Genomic DNA, 15,709 nt, shown 5'->3' on the forward strand with positions numbered 1-15,709 from the left:
GCTCGAGTGGCTGCCAGCCACCTCTGGATCCGATTTCTCTCTAACGGCACGCCTTCATGGAGCCATGCCGCATGCATGACAAGACTCTTGCCGAACTGACCCACTCGCTCGAAACCCGCGAGTTCTCCAGCCGCGAACTGACCCAGCACCTGCTGGGCCGCATCGATCGTCTCGACGGCAAGCTGAACAGCTTCATCACCGTCACCTACGATCAGGCCCTGGCTGCGGCCGATGCCGCCGACGCCACTCGCGCCGCGAGCCAGGCCGGCCCGCTGACCGGTCTGCCCCTGGCGCTGAAGGACATCTTCTGCACCCGCGACGTTAAAACCACCGCCGGCTCGCGGATGCTCGACAACTTCATCTCGCCCTACGACGCCAGCGTGGTCGAGAAACTCGCCGCCGCCGGCACGGTGAGCCTGGGCAAGACCAACATGGATGAGTTCGCCATGGGCTCCTCCAACGAGAACAGCCACTACGGCCCGGTGAAGAACCCCTGGGATCTTGCCGCAGTACCCGGCGGCTCCTCGGGTGGCAGTGCGGCAGCGGTGGCCGCCGGCCTGGTGCCGGCCGCCATCGGTACCGATACCGGTGGCTCGATTCGCCAGCCCGCCGCCTTCTGCGGTATCACCGGGCTCAAGCCCACCTACGGCCGCGTGTCGCGCTACGGGATGATCGCCTACGCCTCGAGCCTCGATCAGGCCGGTCCCATGGCCCGCTCCTCCGAGGACTGCGCACTGCTGCTCAACGCCATGGCCGGTCACGACCTGCGTGATTCCACCTGCGTGCAGCGCGGCGTACCCGACTACACCGAGGAACTCGGCACTGCGCTTGCGGGGCTCAAGATCGGCCTGCCCAGCGAATATTTCGGCGACGGCCTGGACCCACAGGTGGAGGCAGCGGTACGCGACGCCATCAAGGTCTTCGAGTCGCTGGGCGCCAGCATCCGTGAGGTAAGCCTGCCGCACACCCACTATGCCATTCCGGCTTACTATGTCATCGCCCCGGCGGAAGCCTCGTCGAACCTGTCGCGCTTCGATGGCGTGCGCTTCGGCCATCGCTGCGAAAATCCCGTCGATTTGATCGACCTCTACAAGCGCAGCCGCGCGGAGGGCTTCGGCGACGAGGTCAAGCGCCGCATTCTGATCGGCACACATACGCTCTCCGAAGGCTTCTTCGACGCCTACTACAAGAAGGCCCAGCAGGTGCGCCGCCTGATCCGCCAGGACTTCCTCGACGCCTTCGAGGAGGTCGACGTACTGATGGGCCCCGCCTCGCCCACGCCGGCCTTCGATCTCGGCGCCAACAAGGATCCCGTGTCGATGTACCTACAGGACATCTACACCATTGCCGTCAACCTGGCGGGCATTCCCGGCATGAGCGTGCCGGCCGGCTTCGTCGGCAACCGCCCGGTGGGCCTGCAGATTCTCGGCAGCCACTTCACCGAGGCCCGCCTGCTCAACGTCGCCCACCAGTTCCAGCAGGCTACCGACTGGCACCGTCAACGCCCCGCCTTTGCCGAGGAGAACGCCTGATGCAATGGGAAACCGTGATCGGGCTGGAGGTCCACGTCCAGCTCGCCACCCGCTCCAAGATCTTCTCCGGCGCCTCCACCGCCTTCGGCGCCGAGCCCAACACCCAGGCCTGCGCCGTCGACCTGGGCCTGCCGGGGGTGCTGCCTGTATTGAACGAGGCCGCAGTGGCCATGGCAGTCAAGTTCGGCCTGGCGATACACGCCGAAATTCCCGAGATCTCGGTGTTCGATCGCAAGAACTACTTCTACCCCGACCTGCCCAAGGGCTACCAGACCAGCCAGATGTACCAGCCTATCGTCGGCGCCGGCATGGTCGAGATCACACTGGATGATGGCACGACCAAGCCGATCCGCGTGCACCACGCGCACCTGGAAGAGGATGCCGGCAAGTCGCTGCACGAACTCTTCTCCAGTGGAAGAGGCCACGGCATGACCGGTGTCGACCTCAACCGCGCCGGCACGCCGCTGCTGGAGATCGTCTCCGAGCCCGACATGCGCTCGGCAAAGGAGGCTGCCGCCTACCTCAAGGCGATCCACTCGATCGTCACCTACCTCGGCATCTCCGACGGCAACATGGCCGAAGGCTCGATGCGCTGCGACGTCAACGTCTCGGTACGGCCCGAAGGAGAGGAAAAGCTCGGCACCCGCGCTGAGATCAAGAACGTCAACTCCTTCCGCTTCGTTGAGCGTGCCATTGCCTTCGAGGTGGAGCGCCAGATCGAGCTGCTCGAGGATGGCGGCAAGATAGTCCAGGAGACTCGGCTGTTCGACCCCGAGCGCGATGAGACCCGCAGCATGCGAACCAAGGAAGAGGCCAACGACTATCGCTACTTCCCCTGCCCCGACTTGCTGCCGGTCGTACTCGATCAAGCCTACATCGACCACCTGCGCGACAACCTGCCGGAGCTGCCCGCCGACAAGCGCACCCGCTTCGAGGGCGAACTCGGCCTGTCCGCCTACGACGCCAGCGTGCTCTCCGCCACCCGTGAGATGGCCGACTACTTCGAGGAAGTGAAGGATGTCTGCGGCGATGCCAAGCAGGCCGCTAACTGGGTACAGGGCGAGCTTTCCGGTGCCCTGAACCGCGAGAACTTGTCGATCAAGGACAGCCCGTTGTCGGCTCGCCAGCTCGGCGACTTGGTCGCCCGCGTAATTGACGACACCATCAACGGCAAGGCCGCCAAGCAGGTGTTCCAGGCGCTGTGGAACGGCCAGGGGACGAACGCGGACGACATCATCGAGGCCCAGGGCCTCAAGCAGGTCACCGATACCGGCGCCATCGAGGCGATGATCGACCAGGTGATCAGCGACAGCCCGGCCCAAGTAGCACAGTACCGCGACGCCGAGCCGGACAAGCGCGGCAAGATGATCGGCTACTTCGTTGGCCAGGTGATGAAGGCCTCTCGGGGCACCGCCAACCCCCAGCAGGTCAATGCGCTACTCAAGCAGAAGCTCGACGCTCTCTGCTAGGTAACGAGGTGCTGTCGCTGCGGCGACAGCGCCGGCTCCCCATGACGAGGAAACCGGCATGTCGGACGACGTAGGCACACGTCTGCGCGCCCTGCGCACCCTGCGTGGTATTTCCCAGCGCGAGCTGGCCAAGCGCTGCGGCGTAACCCACTCCAGCCTGTCGTTGATCGAGCAGGGCAAGGTCAGCCCCTCGGTCAGCTCACTGAAGAAGATCCTCGACGCCATCCCCATCAGCGTCGGCGACTTCTTCACTATGGACCTGGAGAGCCGTAACCAGGTGTTCTACTCCGCCGACGAACTGGCCGACATGGGCAGCGGTGAAGTCGTCTACAAGCTGGTCGGTGCGAACCGGGCCACCCGTGCACTGGCCTTCATGATCGAGACCTACCCCCCCGGGGCCGACACTGGTCGTGAGATGATCGCCCACCAAGGCGAAGAAGCCGGCGTGGTATTGGAAGGCGAAATCGAGATCACCATCGGCGCCGAGTCCCGCCTGCTCGGCCCCGGCGAGGCCTACTATTTCGATACCAACGTGCCCCACCGCTTTCGCAATCCCGGCAGCGATCCCTGCCGGCTGGTGAGTTGCTGTACGCCGGCCCGCACCTTCTGAGTCAACCTTCCTTCAAGCGTTCGATTTCCAAGCGCAGAGCCTCGGCCTGCTCCGTCAGCGTCGCGTTGGTGCGCATATCACCGTTTCGAGATGCCACCATCGCCTCCTCGAGCTTGCGCTCATAGGCCTTCTGCAACTTCTTCGTCGGGTCGCGCCGAAACCAGTCGAACATCGCCTCTTCCTCGTCATGATCTGCACAAGAATTCTTGTACAAGTCGTGACAGCATACCTCCTGAAGAGGTCAGCTGCACCTTCCTTGACAAGCGCTTCATGGCCCCGTTATCGATAACTCTCATTGATATCAATAAGAAGAACCGTCGATTGATTTTTTCGATGCTTGGCAAAGATAAATTTCGTTTGTACAAGTAAAGTACAATTATTAACGTACTCGTGACTTCATCGCTCCCCGCGGGAAGCGTCACGCCAGTACAAGGAACCACAACATGAAGGCAATTCCGTCAGGCCTCTCCCGACTCGGCATCCGCACCCGTCTGGTCGGCGGCTTTTCTGTCGTACTCATCCTGATCGTCCTGCTCACCGTCATCGGCATCCTCCAGGTCAACCGCATTGATCGCAGCCTGACGACCATCAACGACATCAACGGTGTCAAGCTGCGTCACGCCATCGACTGGCGTGGCAGCGTGCATGACCGCGCCATCCTGCTGCGCGACATGACCCTGGTCGGGTCATCCTCGGCCCTCGCCGCTCTCAAGCGCGACTATCAGGCTTTGGCAGATGACTACCAACTCGCTGCCTCCGGCATGGCCGAAATGACCCGAGAAAACGTCACGCCACGCGAGCGGGAACTGCTGGCTGCCATAGAGCGCCAAGCCGACACGACCGAACGCCTGGCGAACGAGGTGATGGAAAACCGCGAGCAAAGCGACCTCAGCGGCGCGCGTGAGCGCCTATTAGATGCTGCCGGTCCGGCCTTCTTCGCCTGGCTCGACAGCATCAACGCCTTCATCGACCACCAGGAGGCCGAAAGCGCCGCCGATAGTGCCCTGGCACGCGATACCGCGGCCGGATTCCAGATCCTGATGCTGGCCCTGTGTCTCGCGGCACTGCTCCTGGGTGGCGGCATTGCCTATCTTCTCGCCAGTCAATTGCTGCGCGAGCTGGGCGCCGAACCGCATGAGGTGCGCGCCTTCGCCGAGGCGATCGGCCGTGGCGAGCTGGCCGCGGCCGGCCGCCTGCGCAAGAACGACGAACACAGCATCATGGCCGCCCAGGTCGGCATGGCACGCCAGCTACAGGACATCGTTGCCCAAGTACGGGCCGCCGCCGAGGCAGTGGCCAGCAACAGCGAGCAGATCGCCGAAGGCAATACCGAACTCGCCTCGCGTACCCAGCAGCAGGCCAGCGCCCTGACCCAGACAGCCTCGGCCATGGAAGAGCTCAACGGCACCGTCGTTCAGAATACCGAGAACGCCGGCCAGGCCAGCCGCGAAGCGGAAAGCGCTTCGCATACGGCACGACAGGGCGGCGTAGCGGTAGAACAAATGGCGTCCACCATGAACGAGCTTGACAGGAGTGCCGGAGAGATCGCCAGCATCATCTCGACCATTGATGACATTGCCTTCCAGACCAATATCCTGGCGCTCAACGCCTCTGTAGAAGCGGCACGTGCCGGAGAACACGGTCGCGGCTTCGCCGTGGTTGCCGCCGAAGTGCGCAAGCTGGCCCAAAAGAGCGCCGATGCCGCCAAAGAGATCAATGAGCTGATCACCAGTAACGTGGAGCGTGTGAGGAGTGGCAATAACCGCGCCGCCGAGGCCCGCCAGGCCACCGAGGAAATCGTCGAAGCCATCGCACGGGTTAGCCAGCTGATGCGCGAGATCAGCCAGGCCAGCGTCGAACAGAGCGCCGGTGTCCAGGAAGCCGGTACCGCCGTGGCCGAGATGGACCGGGTCACGCAGCAGAACGCCACGCTGGTGAACGAAAGTGCCACGGCCGCTGGCAATCTGCGCGAGCATGCGCAACAGCTGATGACTGCCATGGCGGCTTTCCAGCTGCCCTCCCATGGCCACCACGCGAACCGTAGCTGGCCAGAAAGCGAGTCACAGCCGCTGATGGCTCAGTTGAAGCTACCCACCAGGGAGCGTCAGCCGGAGTGGGCCAACTTCTAACGCCGCGCTCTCTCAGAGCGAGACTCAGCTTGCATCGCCCCCGTCCGGTAACGCCGAACGGGGGCGCTCGGCCTCGAGTTCCAGTCCCGCCCGCTCGACCAGCTCGGCGGGCAACTCCTTCTTCACCGCCACACCCAGCTCCTGAAACTCGGCGGCCTGCTTGATCAGGTTCCCGCGACCGTTGACCAGTTGGCTCATGGCACGGTCGTAGCTGTCGCGCGCGCCGTCGAGGCGGGCCTGTACTTCCTGCATGCTCTCGAGAAACGAACGCAGCTTGTTGTAGAACTTCTCGGCGCGGCTGGCCAGTTCTGCACTGTGGCGACTCTGGTCCTCGAAACGCCAAAGCTGGCGCACCACGTTGAGGCTGGTCAGCAACGTGGTGGGGGTAGCCACCAGCACGTTGTTCTCGATGGCGCGCTGGTAGAGCGTCTCGTCGTATTTCAGCGCCTCGACGTAGGCCGACTCCACCGGCACGAACATGATCACCACGTCCGGTGAGTTGAGTCCCGGCAGGTCGTAGTAGTGCTTGTCGGCAAGCTCATTGATGCGCTCGCTCACCGCCGTGGCATGGGCCGCCAGGGCCAGCTCACGTTCGCACTCGTCCTCGGCATTGACGTAGCGCACGTAAGCGACAAGCGAGGTCTTGGCGTCGATCACCAGGTGACGCCCCTGGGGTAGATAGACCACCGCATCGGGCCGGCGCCGCCCATCGGCCGTGGTGAAGCTGACCTCGCGCTGATAATCCTTGCCGGGGCGCAGCCCTGAGCCCTCCAGCACGTTCTCCAGCATCAGTTCCCCCCAGTTGCCCTGGACCTTCTTCTGTCCTTGCAGCGCTTGGGTCAGGCGCTCGGCCTGGTCGGTGATCTCGCGGTTGAGAGACTGCAGGTTTCTGAGTTCGGCGCGCAGCCCGGCACGCTGCTCGGTATCGTGGCGGTGAATCGTCTCGACCTTTTCGCGAAAGCCCTTCATCTCGGCCTGGATCGGCTGCAACAGCCCGCTGATGCGCTGCTGTGAGAGTTCACTGAAGGCACGGCCCTTGCGTTCGATGATCTCGTTGGCCAGGTTTTCGAACTCCTGGCGCAGCTGCTCGCGACTGTCGCGCAGCAGGGCCAACTGCGCGTCGAAGTGTTGCTGCTTCTGCTCCAGGGTCGTGGCCAGCCGCGCCTCGTTTACCTGCACCTCACCAAGCGTACGCTGCTGCTCGTCGAGGCGTCGCTCACGCTCGGCGAGACGCTCACGCAGCGCGCCCAGCGCCGCCTCGTGACGCTGCGCATCGGCACGCTGGCGGCGGGCGGCAAGCAGACCGGCCAAGCCGAAGGCGAGCAGGAACGCCGGCAGCGCCGAAAGCGCCATGACGTATCCGGTGGGAAGGGAAACCAGCAGCGTCAAAAGATCGGTCAAGGGGACTCCAACGGCGGTATGCAAAGGATCGAGCCAGAGTCTCCTCAAAATGAACCGGCTTGTCACGGCCTACTGGTAAACGCCCTGCTTCCGATCGTCATGCTGCTGTCTTGCACCCGTTGCGCGTCGCATACGGGTGCCAACGCTGGGACATGATAAGGTGAGGTCTACGTCTCCCGACCCGATGCCACCATGCTCGATTTCCTAGCACGCCCCTGAAAGCCTCGCCTTGCACCAGCAGTTGGCGCGCCTGCTTCGTGGTGCCGGAGCGGCCGACTTCCCCGGCCGGCTCGATCACTGCCTGCGCGAACTCGTGGGTCACGAAACCGTACTGATCAATGCTTATCGTGGGCGCCGTCGGCCGTTATTGGTCCATGACGACTACCCCCCGCATCGTCGCGAGCAGGGCATAGAGCGTTACCTGAGCGAGGCTTATCTGCTCGACCCGTTCTTTGCCGCCGTGAGCGAAGGCCTCGATCAAGGCGCCCATCGCCTGCGTGAACTGGCCCCGGATCGTTTCGAGGCAAGCGATTACTATGCCCATTACTACCGCTCCCTTGGCCTGGTAGACGAGGTGGGCCTCTTCTGCCGAGTCGAAGAGGACGTAGTGATTGCCGTATCGCTCGGTTTCGGCATCAAGTCGCCGCCGCTGACCCGTCGCGCCATGCAGGCCCTGCGCCACCTCTCACCGATGGTGGAAGCTCTCCTTGTCGAATACTGGAAATGGCAGGGAAGCCAGTTTCAGCAGCGTCTGGCGGATCAGGAGCCGGTGGAAGCGGCCTTTGCCAGCTTCGGCGCTGGCGTGCTGACCGCGCGTGAGCAGGAGATCGTGCGTCTGCTACTGGCCGGCCACTCGACGAAATCGGCAGCTCGGGAGCTCGATATCAGCGACGGCACGGTCAAGGTGCATCGCAAGCACATCTACCAGCGACTCGAGGTCTCCAGCCAATCGCAGCTGTTCCGGCAGTTCCTCGATTACGTGGCGCTGGTGTCGCGGCAACGGGCAGGCTGAGCCTGACCATTGATTCGTCGTCAGGGCGCTAGCGCCATCCATACGGTCTTGAGTTCGGTGTACTCCGTCAAGGCGTGCAGGGACTTGTCGCGACCGTTGCCGATATAGTCGAGCACGCGCCGATACTGGGTCTCGTCCACCATGGCCCCCATGAAGCTCCCGGGGTCCAGCGGATCGCCAGGCTGCATGTTCTCCGCCGCCTTCAGGACGCGCTCGACGAATTCCTCGCGGATCGAGGTCTCCACCAGCAGGCGCGAACCGGCAATGCACACCTCGCCCTGGTTGTGGAAGATCGCCGCGGCCGCGTGGCTCGCCACTTGGTCCAGGTCCTTGCAGTCGGCGAAGACGAGGTTGGGTGACTTGCCGCCGCACTCCAGGTAGACCCGCTTGAGGTTGGACTGGCCGGCGTATTGCATCAGCTGCTTGCCCACCTGGGTGGAGCCGGTGAAGGCCAGGCAGTCGACCTGCATGGAGAGTGCCAAGGCCTTGCCCACGGTATGACCGAAGCCGGGCAGCACCTGGAACACACCCCGGGGAAGGCCCGCCTCACGAGCCAGGCTCGCCAGCCGCAGCGCCGAGAGCGGCGACTTCTCCGAGGGCTTCAGGATAACGCTGTTGCCCGGGGCCAGCGCCGGGGCGATCTTCCAGGCGGTCATCATCAGCGGGAAGTTCCACGGCACGATGGCCGCCACCACGCCGATCGGCTCGCGCAACACCAGGCCCAGGCTGTCGTTGCCGGTAGGCGCGACTTCACCAAAGACCTTGTCGATGCCCTCGGCGGTGTAGCGCAGGCAGCCGATGGCGCCGTCGATATCGCCCAGCGAACTGGAGATCGGCTTACCCATGTCGAGGGTGTCGAGCAGCGCCAGTTCGTGTTGATGCGCTTCCATCAGCTCGGCCAGCCTGAGCAGCGTTTGCTTGCGCCGCCCCGGTGCCAGCCGTGCCCACTCGCCCCGGATATGGGCGGCCCGGGCGCACGACACGGCGAGCTCGGCATCTGCGACGTCACAGCTGGCGACTCGCGCAAGCGTCTCGCCGGTGGCCGGGTTGACGGTGGCGAAAGTCTCGCCTCCGGCAGTATCGACGAAGGTGTCATTGATGAAGGCACGGCTCTCCAAGTGCGGGATCAACGTCTCGGCCATGGCCTGCCAGGCGGCCTTGGTGGTGGGAGTCGTGGCATTCATTGGCTCGCCTCCAGGGTATTGGCCCGTTCCAGCATGGCGTCGCAGAGCACCTGAGCCCCCAGGGCGCAGTGCTCTGGGGAAGCATACTCCGCTTCGTTGTGGCTGATCCCGTCACGGCAGGGAATAAAGATCATCGCCGTCGGCGCGACCCGAGCCACATAAACGGCGTCGTGACCGGCGCCGCTCATCATGCGCCGGTAAGGTACGCCGCGTGTCTTGGCGGCTCTCTCCACAGCGTCGATGCAGCCGCTATCGAAACTCACCACTGGTGAGGCCCAGATGCGTTCGCTGTGCGTCGCGACGCCAAAGGCCTCGCTGGCGGCGGCCAGTTCGCGCTCGAAGCGCGCTTCCAGAGCGTCCAGCTCACCCTCGTCGACATGGCGAAGGTCGATGGAGAGGTGCACTTCGCCGGGTACCACGTTGCGCGATGCCGCGTCGATTTCCAGGGTACCGCAGGTGACCTTGGTATCCCCGCTGGGGTCCGCCAGGGCATGGCCCTGTAGGCGATCGATCAGGCGCGCCGCGGCAGCCAGCGCGTCGCGACGGTAGCGCATCGGTGTGGGGCCGGCATGCGAGGACTGCCCGTGCAGGATGACGTCGAACCAGCGCATGCCCTGCACGCCGGTCACCACGCCGATCGCTTCGTGATTCTCCTCAAGTATGGGCCCCTGTTCGATATGCAGCTCGAGGAAGCCCGCCAGGCGCGGCTCACCCACAGCCATGTCACCAGCGAAACCGGTGACCGCAAGCGCCTCGCCCAGGGTCACGCCATCACGGTCGCGGCGTGCCAGGGTCGACTCGACGCTGAATGCCCCCGCATAGGTACCGGAGGCGACCATGGCCGGTGCAAAGCGGCTGCCTTCTTCGTTGGTCCACACCACCAGTTCCAGTGGCCGCTCGGTGACGATGCCGTGATCGTCGAGCGTGCGGAACGCTTCGAGACCGGCCAGCACACCGAGCACGCCGTCGAAACGTCCGCCCTTGGGCTGAGTGTCCAGATGACTGCCAATACCAATCGGATCGAGATCGTCACGCTTACCGGCGCGGCGCAGGAACAGATTGCCGACCCGATCGACGCGCAGCGTACAGCCCAGTGTCTGGCACCACTCGATCAGCAGGCGACGCCCGGCGGCGTCTTCCGCGGTCAACGCCAAGCGGTGACTGCCGCCGTTGGGGCTGGGGCCGATCTCGGCCATGGTCATCAAGCTCGACCAGAGCCGCTGTCCATCGATGGAAACCGTCATGGGTGCCTCCCTTGTGATTGTTCCCTGCCACCCTAGGCGGGAAGGTCGCAGCGGCGATATACCCCAATCAGGATATACCGGCGGCCCCCTCGCCCTGATTAGGCTGGCCTTGTCGGCCACCCCGAGACACCGAGAGAGGAGCCAGCTCATGACAACGACAACGACCTCCGCACGCCCCGCCCAATCGAAGCGGCGCTATGACGCCCAGGCAATGTGGCAGAAGGACAAGGACCATTTCATCCACCCTTTCACGGATTTCAGCCAGTTCCATGACAAGGGCTGCGACCTGATCACCGACAGTGACGGTATCTACGTGGAGGACGCCCATGGCAACCGCTTCATCGACGGCATTGCCGGCCTGTGGTGCGTCAACGTGGGCCACGGCCGCGCCGAGATCGGCCAGGCCATGGCGGAACAGGCGACCCGCATGGCCTATTTCTCCACTTTCAACAACCTCTCCAACGCCCCGGCGGCGGAGCTGGCCGCCAAGCTCGCCGAGCTGGCCCCGGCCCACCTCAATCATGTCTTCTACAGCTGTGGCGGCTCGGCAGCCAACGACGCCACCATCCGCCTGGTGCACTACTACTTCAATCGCCTGGGCAAACCAAACAAGAAACGCATCCTGTCGCGCAATAATGCCTACCACGGCACCACCTACCTGGCCGCCACCCTGACCGGCATCGAGAGCAACAACTGGGACTTCGATACCCTGGATCATCTGGTCACGCACCTTAGCGAAGCCAATCTCTATCGCCGGAGGTCGTGCTGACCTGGTGTGATGACGAGAGCGATCCCCAGCATGCCATCTGCCGAGAAGCCCTTGCCGTGCTGGAATCAACGACCGACGCCAAGGGGCGAAAGCTGCGCGTGCACACGCTGCCCCAACCCGGCCCGCTGTTCATCGAGGAGGACGAAGCCAGCGGCCTGGATCGCCTCAACAGCTCCCATCCGCGTCGTCCCGGGGATCGCATGGCGAGCTCCTACGTCAATTTCTATGTCGGCAACTCGGTGGTGGTCATGCCGCTACTGGACCCGGCCCGCGACGAACAGGCCCGCGGCATTCTTCAGGGGCTGTTTGCCGGCAGGCGAGTGATCGGCGTGCCGGCCCGGGAGATCCTGCTCGGCGGTGGCAATATTCACTGCATCACCCAGCAACAGCCCAAGGCTCGGCTGACGTGAGCGAAAAGCAAGCCGCGGAAACGATACGGGCCGACCGGCAAGTGCGCGGTCGGCCCGTTTTGCAGCTTAGCGTGTGGCTATAGAGACAGCGACATCCACACGCTCTTGAGCTCGGAGTACTCCTCCAGGCTGTGGTGCGACTTGTCGCGGCCGTTGCCCGACTGCTTGACTCCGCCAAAGGGCATGGTCTGATCGCCACCGGCCCAGTTATTGACGAATACCTGGCCCGACTGCAGACGCCGGGTGACACGCATGATGCGGTCGATGTCCTGACTCCACAGCCCAGCCGCGAGGCCGTAGGGCGTGTCGTTGGCCATGGCCACGGCCTCCTCTTCCGTGTCGAAGCCGAACACCGCCAGCACCGGGCCGAAGATCTCCTCGCGGCCGATGGACATGGCCGGAGTCACGCCGTCGAAGATGGTCGGTGGAATGAAGAACCCCGGGCCGTCGATGGCCTTCCCGCCGCTGCGCAGCCGTGCGCCCTCCTCCACGCCCTGGCGGATGTATTCAAGAATACGGCGATGCTGGGTCTCGTCGACGATGGCGCCCATGAAGCTCTGCGGATCCAACGGGTCGCCGGGCTGCATGTTCTCCGCCGCCTTCAGGACGCGCTCGACGAATTCCTCGCGGATCGAGTTCTCCACCAGCAGGCGCGAACCGGCAATGCACACCTCGCCCTGGTTGTGGAAGATCGCCGCGGCCGCGTGGCTCGCCACCTGGTCCAGGTCCCTGCAGTCGGCGAAGACGAGGTTGGGTGACTTGCCACCGCACTCCAGGTAGACCCGCTTGAGGTTGGACTGGCCGGCGTATTGCATCAGCTGCTTGCCCACCTGGGTGGAGCCGGTGAAGGCCAGGCAGTCGACCTGCATGGAGAGTGCCAAGGCCTTGCCCACGGTATGACCGAAGCCGGGCAGCACCTGGAACACACCGCGGGGAAGGCCCGCCTCACGAGCCAGGCTCGCCAGCCGCAGCGCCGAGAGCGGCGACTTCTCCGAGGGCTTCAGGATAACGCTGTTGCCCGCGGCCAGCGCCGGGGCGATCTTCCAGGCGGTCATCATCAGCGGGAAGTTCCACGGCACGATGGCCGCCACCACGCCGATCGGCTCGCGCAGCACCAGCGCCAGGGAGTCCTCGCCGGTGGGCGCCACCTCGCCGTAGAGCTTGTCGATGCACTCGGCCTGGTAGCGTAGACAGGCGATGGCACCGGCCATGTCGCCCAGCGAGCTGGAAACCGGCTTGCCCATGTCGAGGGTGTCGATCAATGCCAACTCATGCTTGTTGGCCTCCATCAGGTCGGCCAGGCGCAGCAGCACCTTCTTGCGCTTGCCTGGCGCCAGGCGAGACCATTCGCCGCCGACAAAGGCTTCACGAGCCGTTGTCACGGCGCGTTCGGCGTCGGGCTCATCACAGCTCGCTACCTGAGCCAGGATCTCGCCCGTGGCCGGATTCCGCGATTCGAAGGTGTCACCGCTGGCGGCATCGACGAAGGCGTCATCGATGAAGGCCCGGCTCTCCAGGGACAGGCCCTCGGCCAGGGCCTGCCAGTCGTCTCGGGTACGGGGGGATGGCGAACGGCTCATGATCGGGACTCCTCTCTTAAAGTTGACTCATCCGCCTGCTCTCGTGCGGCCAGCCGCCGCGCGGTTTCGTCCAGTGCTGCTCCGGCCAGACGCACCAGTTCATCGATTTCGGCACGGGTGATGACCAGCGGCGGGGAAATGATCATCGTATCACCCACCGAGCGCATCACCAGACCGAGGTCAAAGCTGATGTCACGGCACAGGTTGCCTACAGCAAGGTCCTTAGCAAATCGCTTGCCATGGGTCTTGTCGGCGACCAGCTCCAGCGCGCCGACCAGGCCCAGCGAACGCGCCTCCCCCACCAGGGGATGTTCGGCCAAGGTGGTCCAGCGCTCGAAGAGATAGGGGCCGATGTCCTCTCGCACCCGCTCGACGATGCCCTCGGCCTGCATCAGCTCGAGGTTCTTCAGCGCCACGGCGGCGCACACCGGATGCCCCGAATAGGTGAAGCCGTGGACAAATTCGCCGCCGCGCTCGATCAGCGTCTCGGCAACGCGATCGCCCACCAGCACGCCCCCGATCGGTAGGTAGCCGGACGAGAGCCCCTTGGCAATCGACATCAGGTCGGGCTCGAGGTCGTAATACACGCTGCCGAACCACTCCCCTAGGCGGCCGAAACCACAGATCACCTCGTCCATTACCAGCAGGACGTTGTACCTGGCCAGTACCTCCTTCACCGCCGGCCAGTAGCTCGCCGGCGGAATAATGGCACCGCCGGCGCCCTGCAACGGCTCGGCGATGAAGGCGGCGACATTCTCCTCGCCAAGCTCCTGGATCTTGGCCTCGAGCGCTGCGGCACACTCGCGACCGAAGGCCTCGGGGCCAAATCGCCTTTCCTCGCCGTCGCCCCCCTCGCCAAGCCGCCCTTCCCCAAACCAGTAGGGCTGGCGCACATGGGCGATCTTGGGCACCGTCGGGCCGCCCTGGGCATGCATCGGCGCCATGCCGCCGAGGCTCATGCCGGCCACGGTGGAGCCGTGATAGGAGTTCTCGCGAGCGATGACCCACTGCTTGTCGGGTTTGCCTTCGAGTGTCCAGTAGCGGCGCACCATGCGCAGTACGGTGTCGTTGGCCTCGGAGCCCGAGCCGGTGAAGAAGACGCGGTTCATATGCGACGGAGCCAGCCGGCACAGCGCCTCGGCCAGCTTCACCGCTGGCGGGTGTGTGCTCTTGAAGAAGTTGTTGTAATAGGGCAGCTCGCGCAGCTGCACGGTGGCCGCCTCGACCAGCTCTTCGCGGCCATAGCCCAGGTTGACGCACCACAGCCCGGCCATCGCGTCGAGGATGCGATGGCCCTCGCTGTCGTGAATGTAAACACCTTTAGCGTGAGTGACGATACGGCTGCCCTCCTCGCCCAGTGCCTTGAAATCGGTGAAAGGATGCAGGTGGTGCTCCCGATCCAGCTGGCGGTAGGCCTCAGTGTTCATGGTGATCTCCAGCTCAGGTCGAGAGCGGCTGCGGTGCAACCGCACGATCGGCGCTGTGTTCACGGCAGGCGTTGGCGAACCCATCGAAAAGGGCGTCGTAGAGAGCATGTTCCCGGGGGTGCCATTCGGGATGCCACTGCACGGCCATAGCGAAGGCCGTGGCTTCGCTCACGGAGATCGCTTCGATCAGCCCATCCGGCGCCAGCGCCTCCACCCTGAGCCCATCACCCAAGCGGTCGATGCCCTGCTGGTGCAGCGAATTGACCGTCGAATGCAGCTCGGCATATAGCGCCACCAGACAGCCATGAGGGTGAATCTCGATGTCATGTGCCGGGGCATAGCGAGTCGCGTAGTCGGCGTCCGGCTCGCGGTGATCGACTAGGCCGGGCACGTTCTGTACTGCCTGGTGCAGCGTGCCACCATAGGCCACGTTGAGCTCCTGAAAGCCGCGGCAGATCCCCAGCAACGGCAGACCACGCCGGATAGCAGCGGGAATCCAGGCCAGTGCGGCGGCGTCGCGGTGCCGGTCATCAAGAGTGTTTTCCGGCGCCCGCTCGGCGCCGTAGCGGCAGGGTTCGACGTTGGTGTAGCTGCCGGTCAGCAATAGACCGTCCAGATGTGCGGGCAGGTCGCCATCCACGGCGTCCTGCCATACCGGCAGCAGCACTGGCGCCAGGCCATAGGCACGCAGGGCGGAGAGGTACTTGTCGGTGACCATATGGGCGGGGTGGCCTTCCACATCACGCCGGCAGGCGATCACGCCTACCAGGGGTCGGGCACGCATGGCGGTCTCCTCGAAACACGCAAGATGATAGTTATGCTTTGCTCAACATATCGCCGTTGATTAATCTTTCCAACCCCTTCCGACACCCCACCACCACGCCTATCGCTCAGGCGATTGTAATAATTGATTAAATTTAACCAAGAAGGCGCTTCATGCAG

The 15,709-nt window shown here is 64.2% G+C and carries 14 protein-coding genes; 7 read left to right on the plus strand and 7 right to left on the minus strand.

Features of this window, described 5'->3' with window-relative positions:
* Positions 1-71: 71 nt before the first annotated feature.
* From gatA to HNO52_RS13495, 3 genes are read left to right on the plus strand one after another with little or no spacing between them, the layout of a single operon-like run.
* A complete protein-coding gene (gatA, locus tag HNO52_RS13485; RefSeq protein ID WP_197565794.1) occupies positions 72-1,532 on the plus strand; it encodes an Asp-tRNA(Asn)/Glu-tRNA(Gln) amidotransferase subunit GatA in 1,461 nt (486 codons plus the stop codon).
* A complete protein-coding gene (gene gatB / locus HNO52_RS13490) occupies positions 1,532-3,001 on the plus strand; it encodes an Asp-tRNA(Asn)/Glu-tRNA(Gln) amidotransferase subunit GatB (protein ID WP_197565795.1) in 1,470 nt (489 codons plus the stop codon). Before gatA ends, gatB begins: the two co-directional genes overlap by 1 nt.
* A gap of 58 nt (positions 3,002-3,059) precedes the next feature.
* Complete coding sequence (locus tag HNO52_RS13495) at positions 3,060-3,611, plus strand: cupin domain-containing protein (RefSeq protein WP_197565796.1); 552 nt, start codon at positions 3,060-3,062, stop codon at positions 3,609-3,611.
* Between the two features lies 1 nt (position 3,612).
* Here HNO52_RS13495 and HNO52_RS13500 read toward each other — a convergent pair whose 3' ends face one another.
* Positions 3,613-3,783, minus strand: coding sequence for a DUF6435 family protein (locus HNO52_RS13500; RefSeq protein ID WP_197565797.1), 171 nt, complete (start codon positions 3,781-3,783; stop codon positions 3,613-3,615).
* A 271-nt stretch (positions 3,784-4,054) separates the two neighbouring features.
* Here HNO52_RS13500 and HNO52_RS13505 point away from each other — a divergent pair, with 271 nt between their 5' ends.
* Positions 4,055-5,740: a methyl-accepting chemotaxis protein gene (locus tag HNO52_RS13505; protein ID WP_197565798.1), complete on the plus strand. Its 1,686-nt coding sequence runs from the start codon at positions 4,055-4,057 to the stop codon at positions 5,738-5,740.
* 24 nt (positions 5,741-5,764) lie between these two features.
* Here the strand turns inward: HNO52_RS13505 and HNO52_RS13510 are convergent, their stop codons facing one another.
* A complete protein-coding gene (locus tag HNO52_RS13510; RefSeq protein ID WP_197565799.1) occupies positions 5,765-7,141 on the minus strand; it encodes a DNA recombination protein RmuC in 1,377 nt (458 codons plus the stop codon).
* A gap of 229 nt (positions 7,142-7,370) precedes the next feature.
* On the opposite strand from HNO52_RS13510, the gene HNO52_RS13515 reads away from it, so the two are divergent.
* Positions 7,371-8,153, plus strand: coding sequence for a helix-turn-helix transcriptional regulator (locus HNO52_RS13515; RefSeq protein ID WP_197565800.1), 783 nt, complete (start codon positions 7,371-7,373; stop codon positions 8,151-8,153).
* 20 nt (positions 8,154-8,173) lie between these two features.
* On the opposite strand, the gene HNO52_RS13520 is transcribed toward HNO52_RS13515, so the two are convergent.
* On the minus strand, positions 8,174-9,337 hold the full coding sequence (locus tag HNO52_RS13520; RefSeq protein WP_197565801.1) for an aldehyde dehydrogenase family protein: 1,164 nt from the start codon (positions 9,335-9,337) through the stop codon (positions 8,174-8,176).
* Positions 9,334-10,581: a M20 family metallo-hydrolase gene (locus HNO52_RS13525; RefSeq protein WP_197565802.1), complete on the minus strand. Its 1,248-nt coding sequence runs from the start codon at positions 10,579-10,581 to the stop codon at positions 9,334-9,336. The genes HNO52_RS13520 and HNO52_RS13525 overlap by 4 nt, the downstream gene beginning before the upstream one ends.
* A gap of 148 nt (positions 10,582-10,729) precedes the next feature.
* Here HNO52_RS13525 and HNO52_RS13530 point away from each other — a divergent pair, with 148 nt between their 5' ends.
* A complete protein-coding gene (locus HNO52_RS13530; RefSeq protein WP_232090300.1) occupies positions 10,730-11,350 on the plus strand; it encodes an aminotransferase class III-fold pyridoxal phosphate-dependent enzyme in 621 nt (206 codons plus the stop codon).
* Complete coding sequence (locus HNO52_RS13535) at positions 11,344-11,760, plus strand: agmatine deiminase family protein (protein WP_197565803.1); 417 nt, start codon at positions 11,344-11,346, stop codon at positions 11,758-11,760. Before HNO52_RS13530 ends, HNO52_RS13535 begins: the two co-directional genes overlap by 7 nt.
* A 77-nt stretch (positions 11,761-11,837) precedes the next feature.
* Here HNO52_RS13535 and HNO52_RS13540 read toward each other — a convergent pair whose 3' ends face one another.
* Genes HNO52_RS13540 through HNO52_RS13550 form a run of 3 tightly spaced genes read right to left on the minus strand, consistent with a single transcriptional unit; the run spans position 11,838 to position 15,551 of the window.
* On the minus strand, positions 11,838-13,340 hold the full coding sequence (locus HNO52_RS13540) for an aldehyde dehydrogenase (protein WP_197565804.1): 1,503 nt from the start codon (positions 13,338-13,340) through the stop codon (positions 11,838-11,840).
* Complete coding sequence (locus tag HNO52_RS13545; RefSeq protein ID WP_197565805.1) at positions 13,337-14,767, minus strand: aspartate aminotransferase family protein; 1,431 nt, start codon at positions 14,765-14,767, stop codon at positions 13,337-13,339. The genes HNO52_RS13540 and HNO52_RS13545 overlap by 4 nt, the downstream gene beginning before the upstream one ends.
* A gap of 13 nt (positions 14,768-14,780) precedes the next feature.
* Positions 14,781-15,551: a gamma-glutamyl-gamma-aminobutyrate hydrolase family protein gene (locus tag HNO52_RS13550; protein WP_197565806.1), complete on the minus strand. Its 771-nt coding sequence runs from the start codon at positions 15,549-15,551 to the stop codon at positions 14,781-14,783.
* Between the last annotated feature and the right edge of the window lie 158 nt (positions 15,552-15,709).

This window comes from Halomonas sp. MCCC 1A13316 (assembly GCF_014931605.1).
GTDB lineage: Bacteria > Pseudomonadota > Gammaproteobacteria > Pseudomonadales > Halomonadaceae > Halomonas.

Coding starts and splice junctions, on each gene's coding strand:
- gatA (WP_197565794.1), top strand. CDS start 72: ATGCATGACAAGACTCTTGCCGAACTGACCCACTCGCTCGAAACCCGC.
- gatB (WP_197565795.1), top strand. CDS start 1,532: ATGCAATGGGAAACCGTGATCGGGCTGGAGGTCCACGTCCAGCTCGCC.
- HNO52_RS13495 (WP_197565796.1), top strand. CDS start 3,060: ATGTCGGACGACGTAGGCACACGTCTGCGCGCCCTGCGCACCCTGCGT.
- HNO52_RS13500 (WP_197565797.1), bottom strand. CDS start 3,783: ATGTTCGACTGGTTTCGGCGCGACCCGACGAAGAAGTTGCAGAAGGCC.
- HNO52_RS13505 (WP_197565798.1), top strand. CDS start 4,055: ATGAAGGCAATTCCGTCAGGCCTCTCCCGACTCGGCATCCGCACCCGT.
- HNO52_RS13520 (WP_197565801.1), bottom strand. CDS start 9,337: ATGAATGCCACGACTCCCACCACCAAGGCCGCCTGGCAGGCCATGGCC.
- HNO52_RS13525 (WP_197565802.1), bottom strand. CDS start 10,581: ATGACGGTTTCCATCGATGGACAGCGGCTCTGGTCGAGCTTGATGACC.
- HNO52_RS13530 (WP_232090300.1), top strand. CDS start 10,730: ATGACAACGACAACGACCTCCGCACGCCCCGCCCAATCGAAGCGGCGC.
- HNO52_RS13540 (WP_197565804.1), bottom strand. CDS start 13,340: ATGAGCCGTTCGCCATCCCCCCGTACCCGAGACGACTGGCAGGCCCTG.
- HNO52_RS13545 (WP_197565805.1), bottom strand. CDS start 14,767: ATGAACACTGAGGCCTACCGCCAGCTGGATCGGGAGCACCACCTGCAT.
- HNO52_RS13550 (WP_197565806.1), bottom strand. CDS start 15,551: ATGCGTGCCCGACCCCTGGTAGGCGTGATCGCCTGCCGGCGTGATGTG.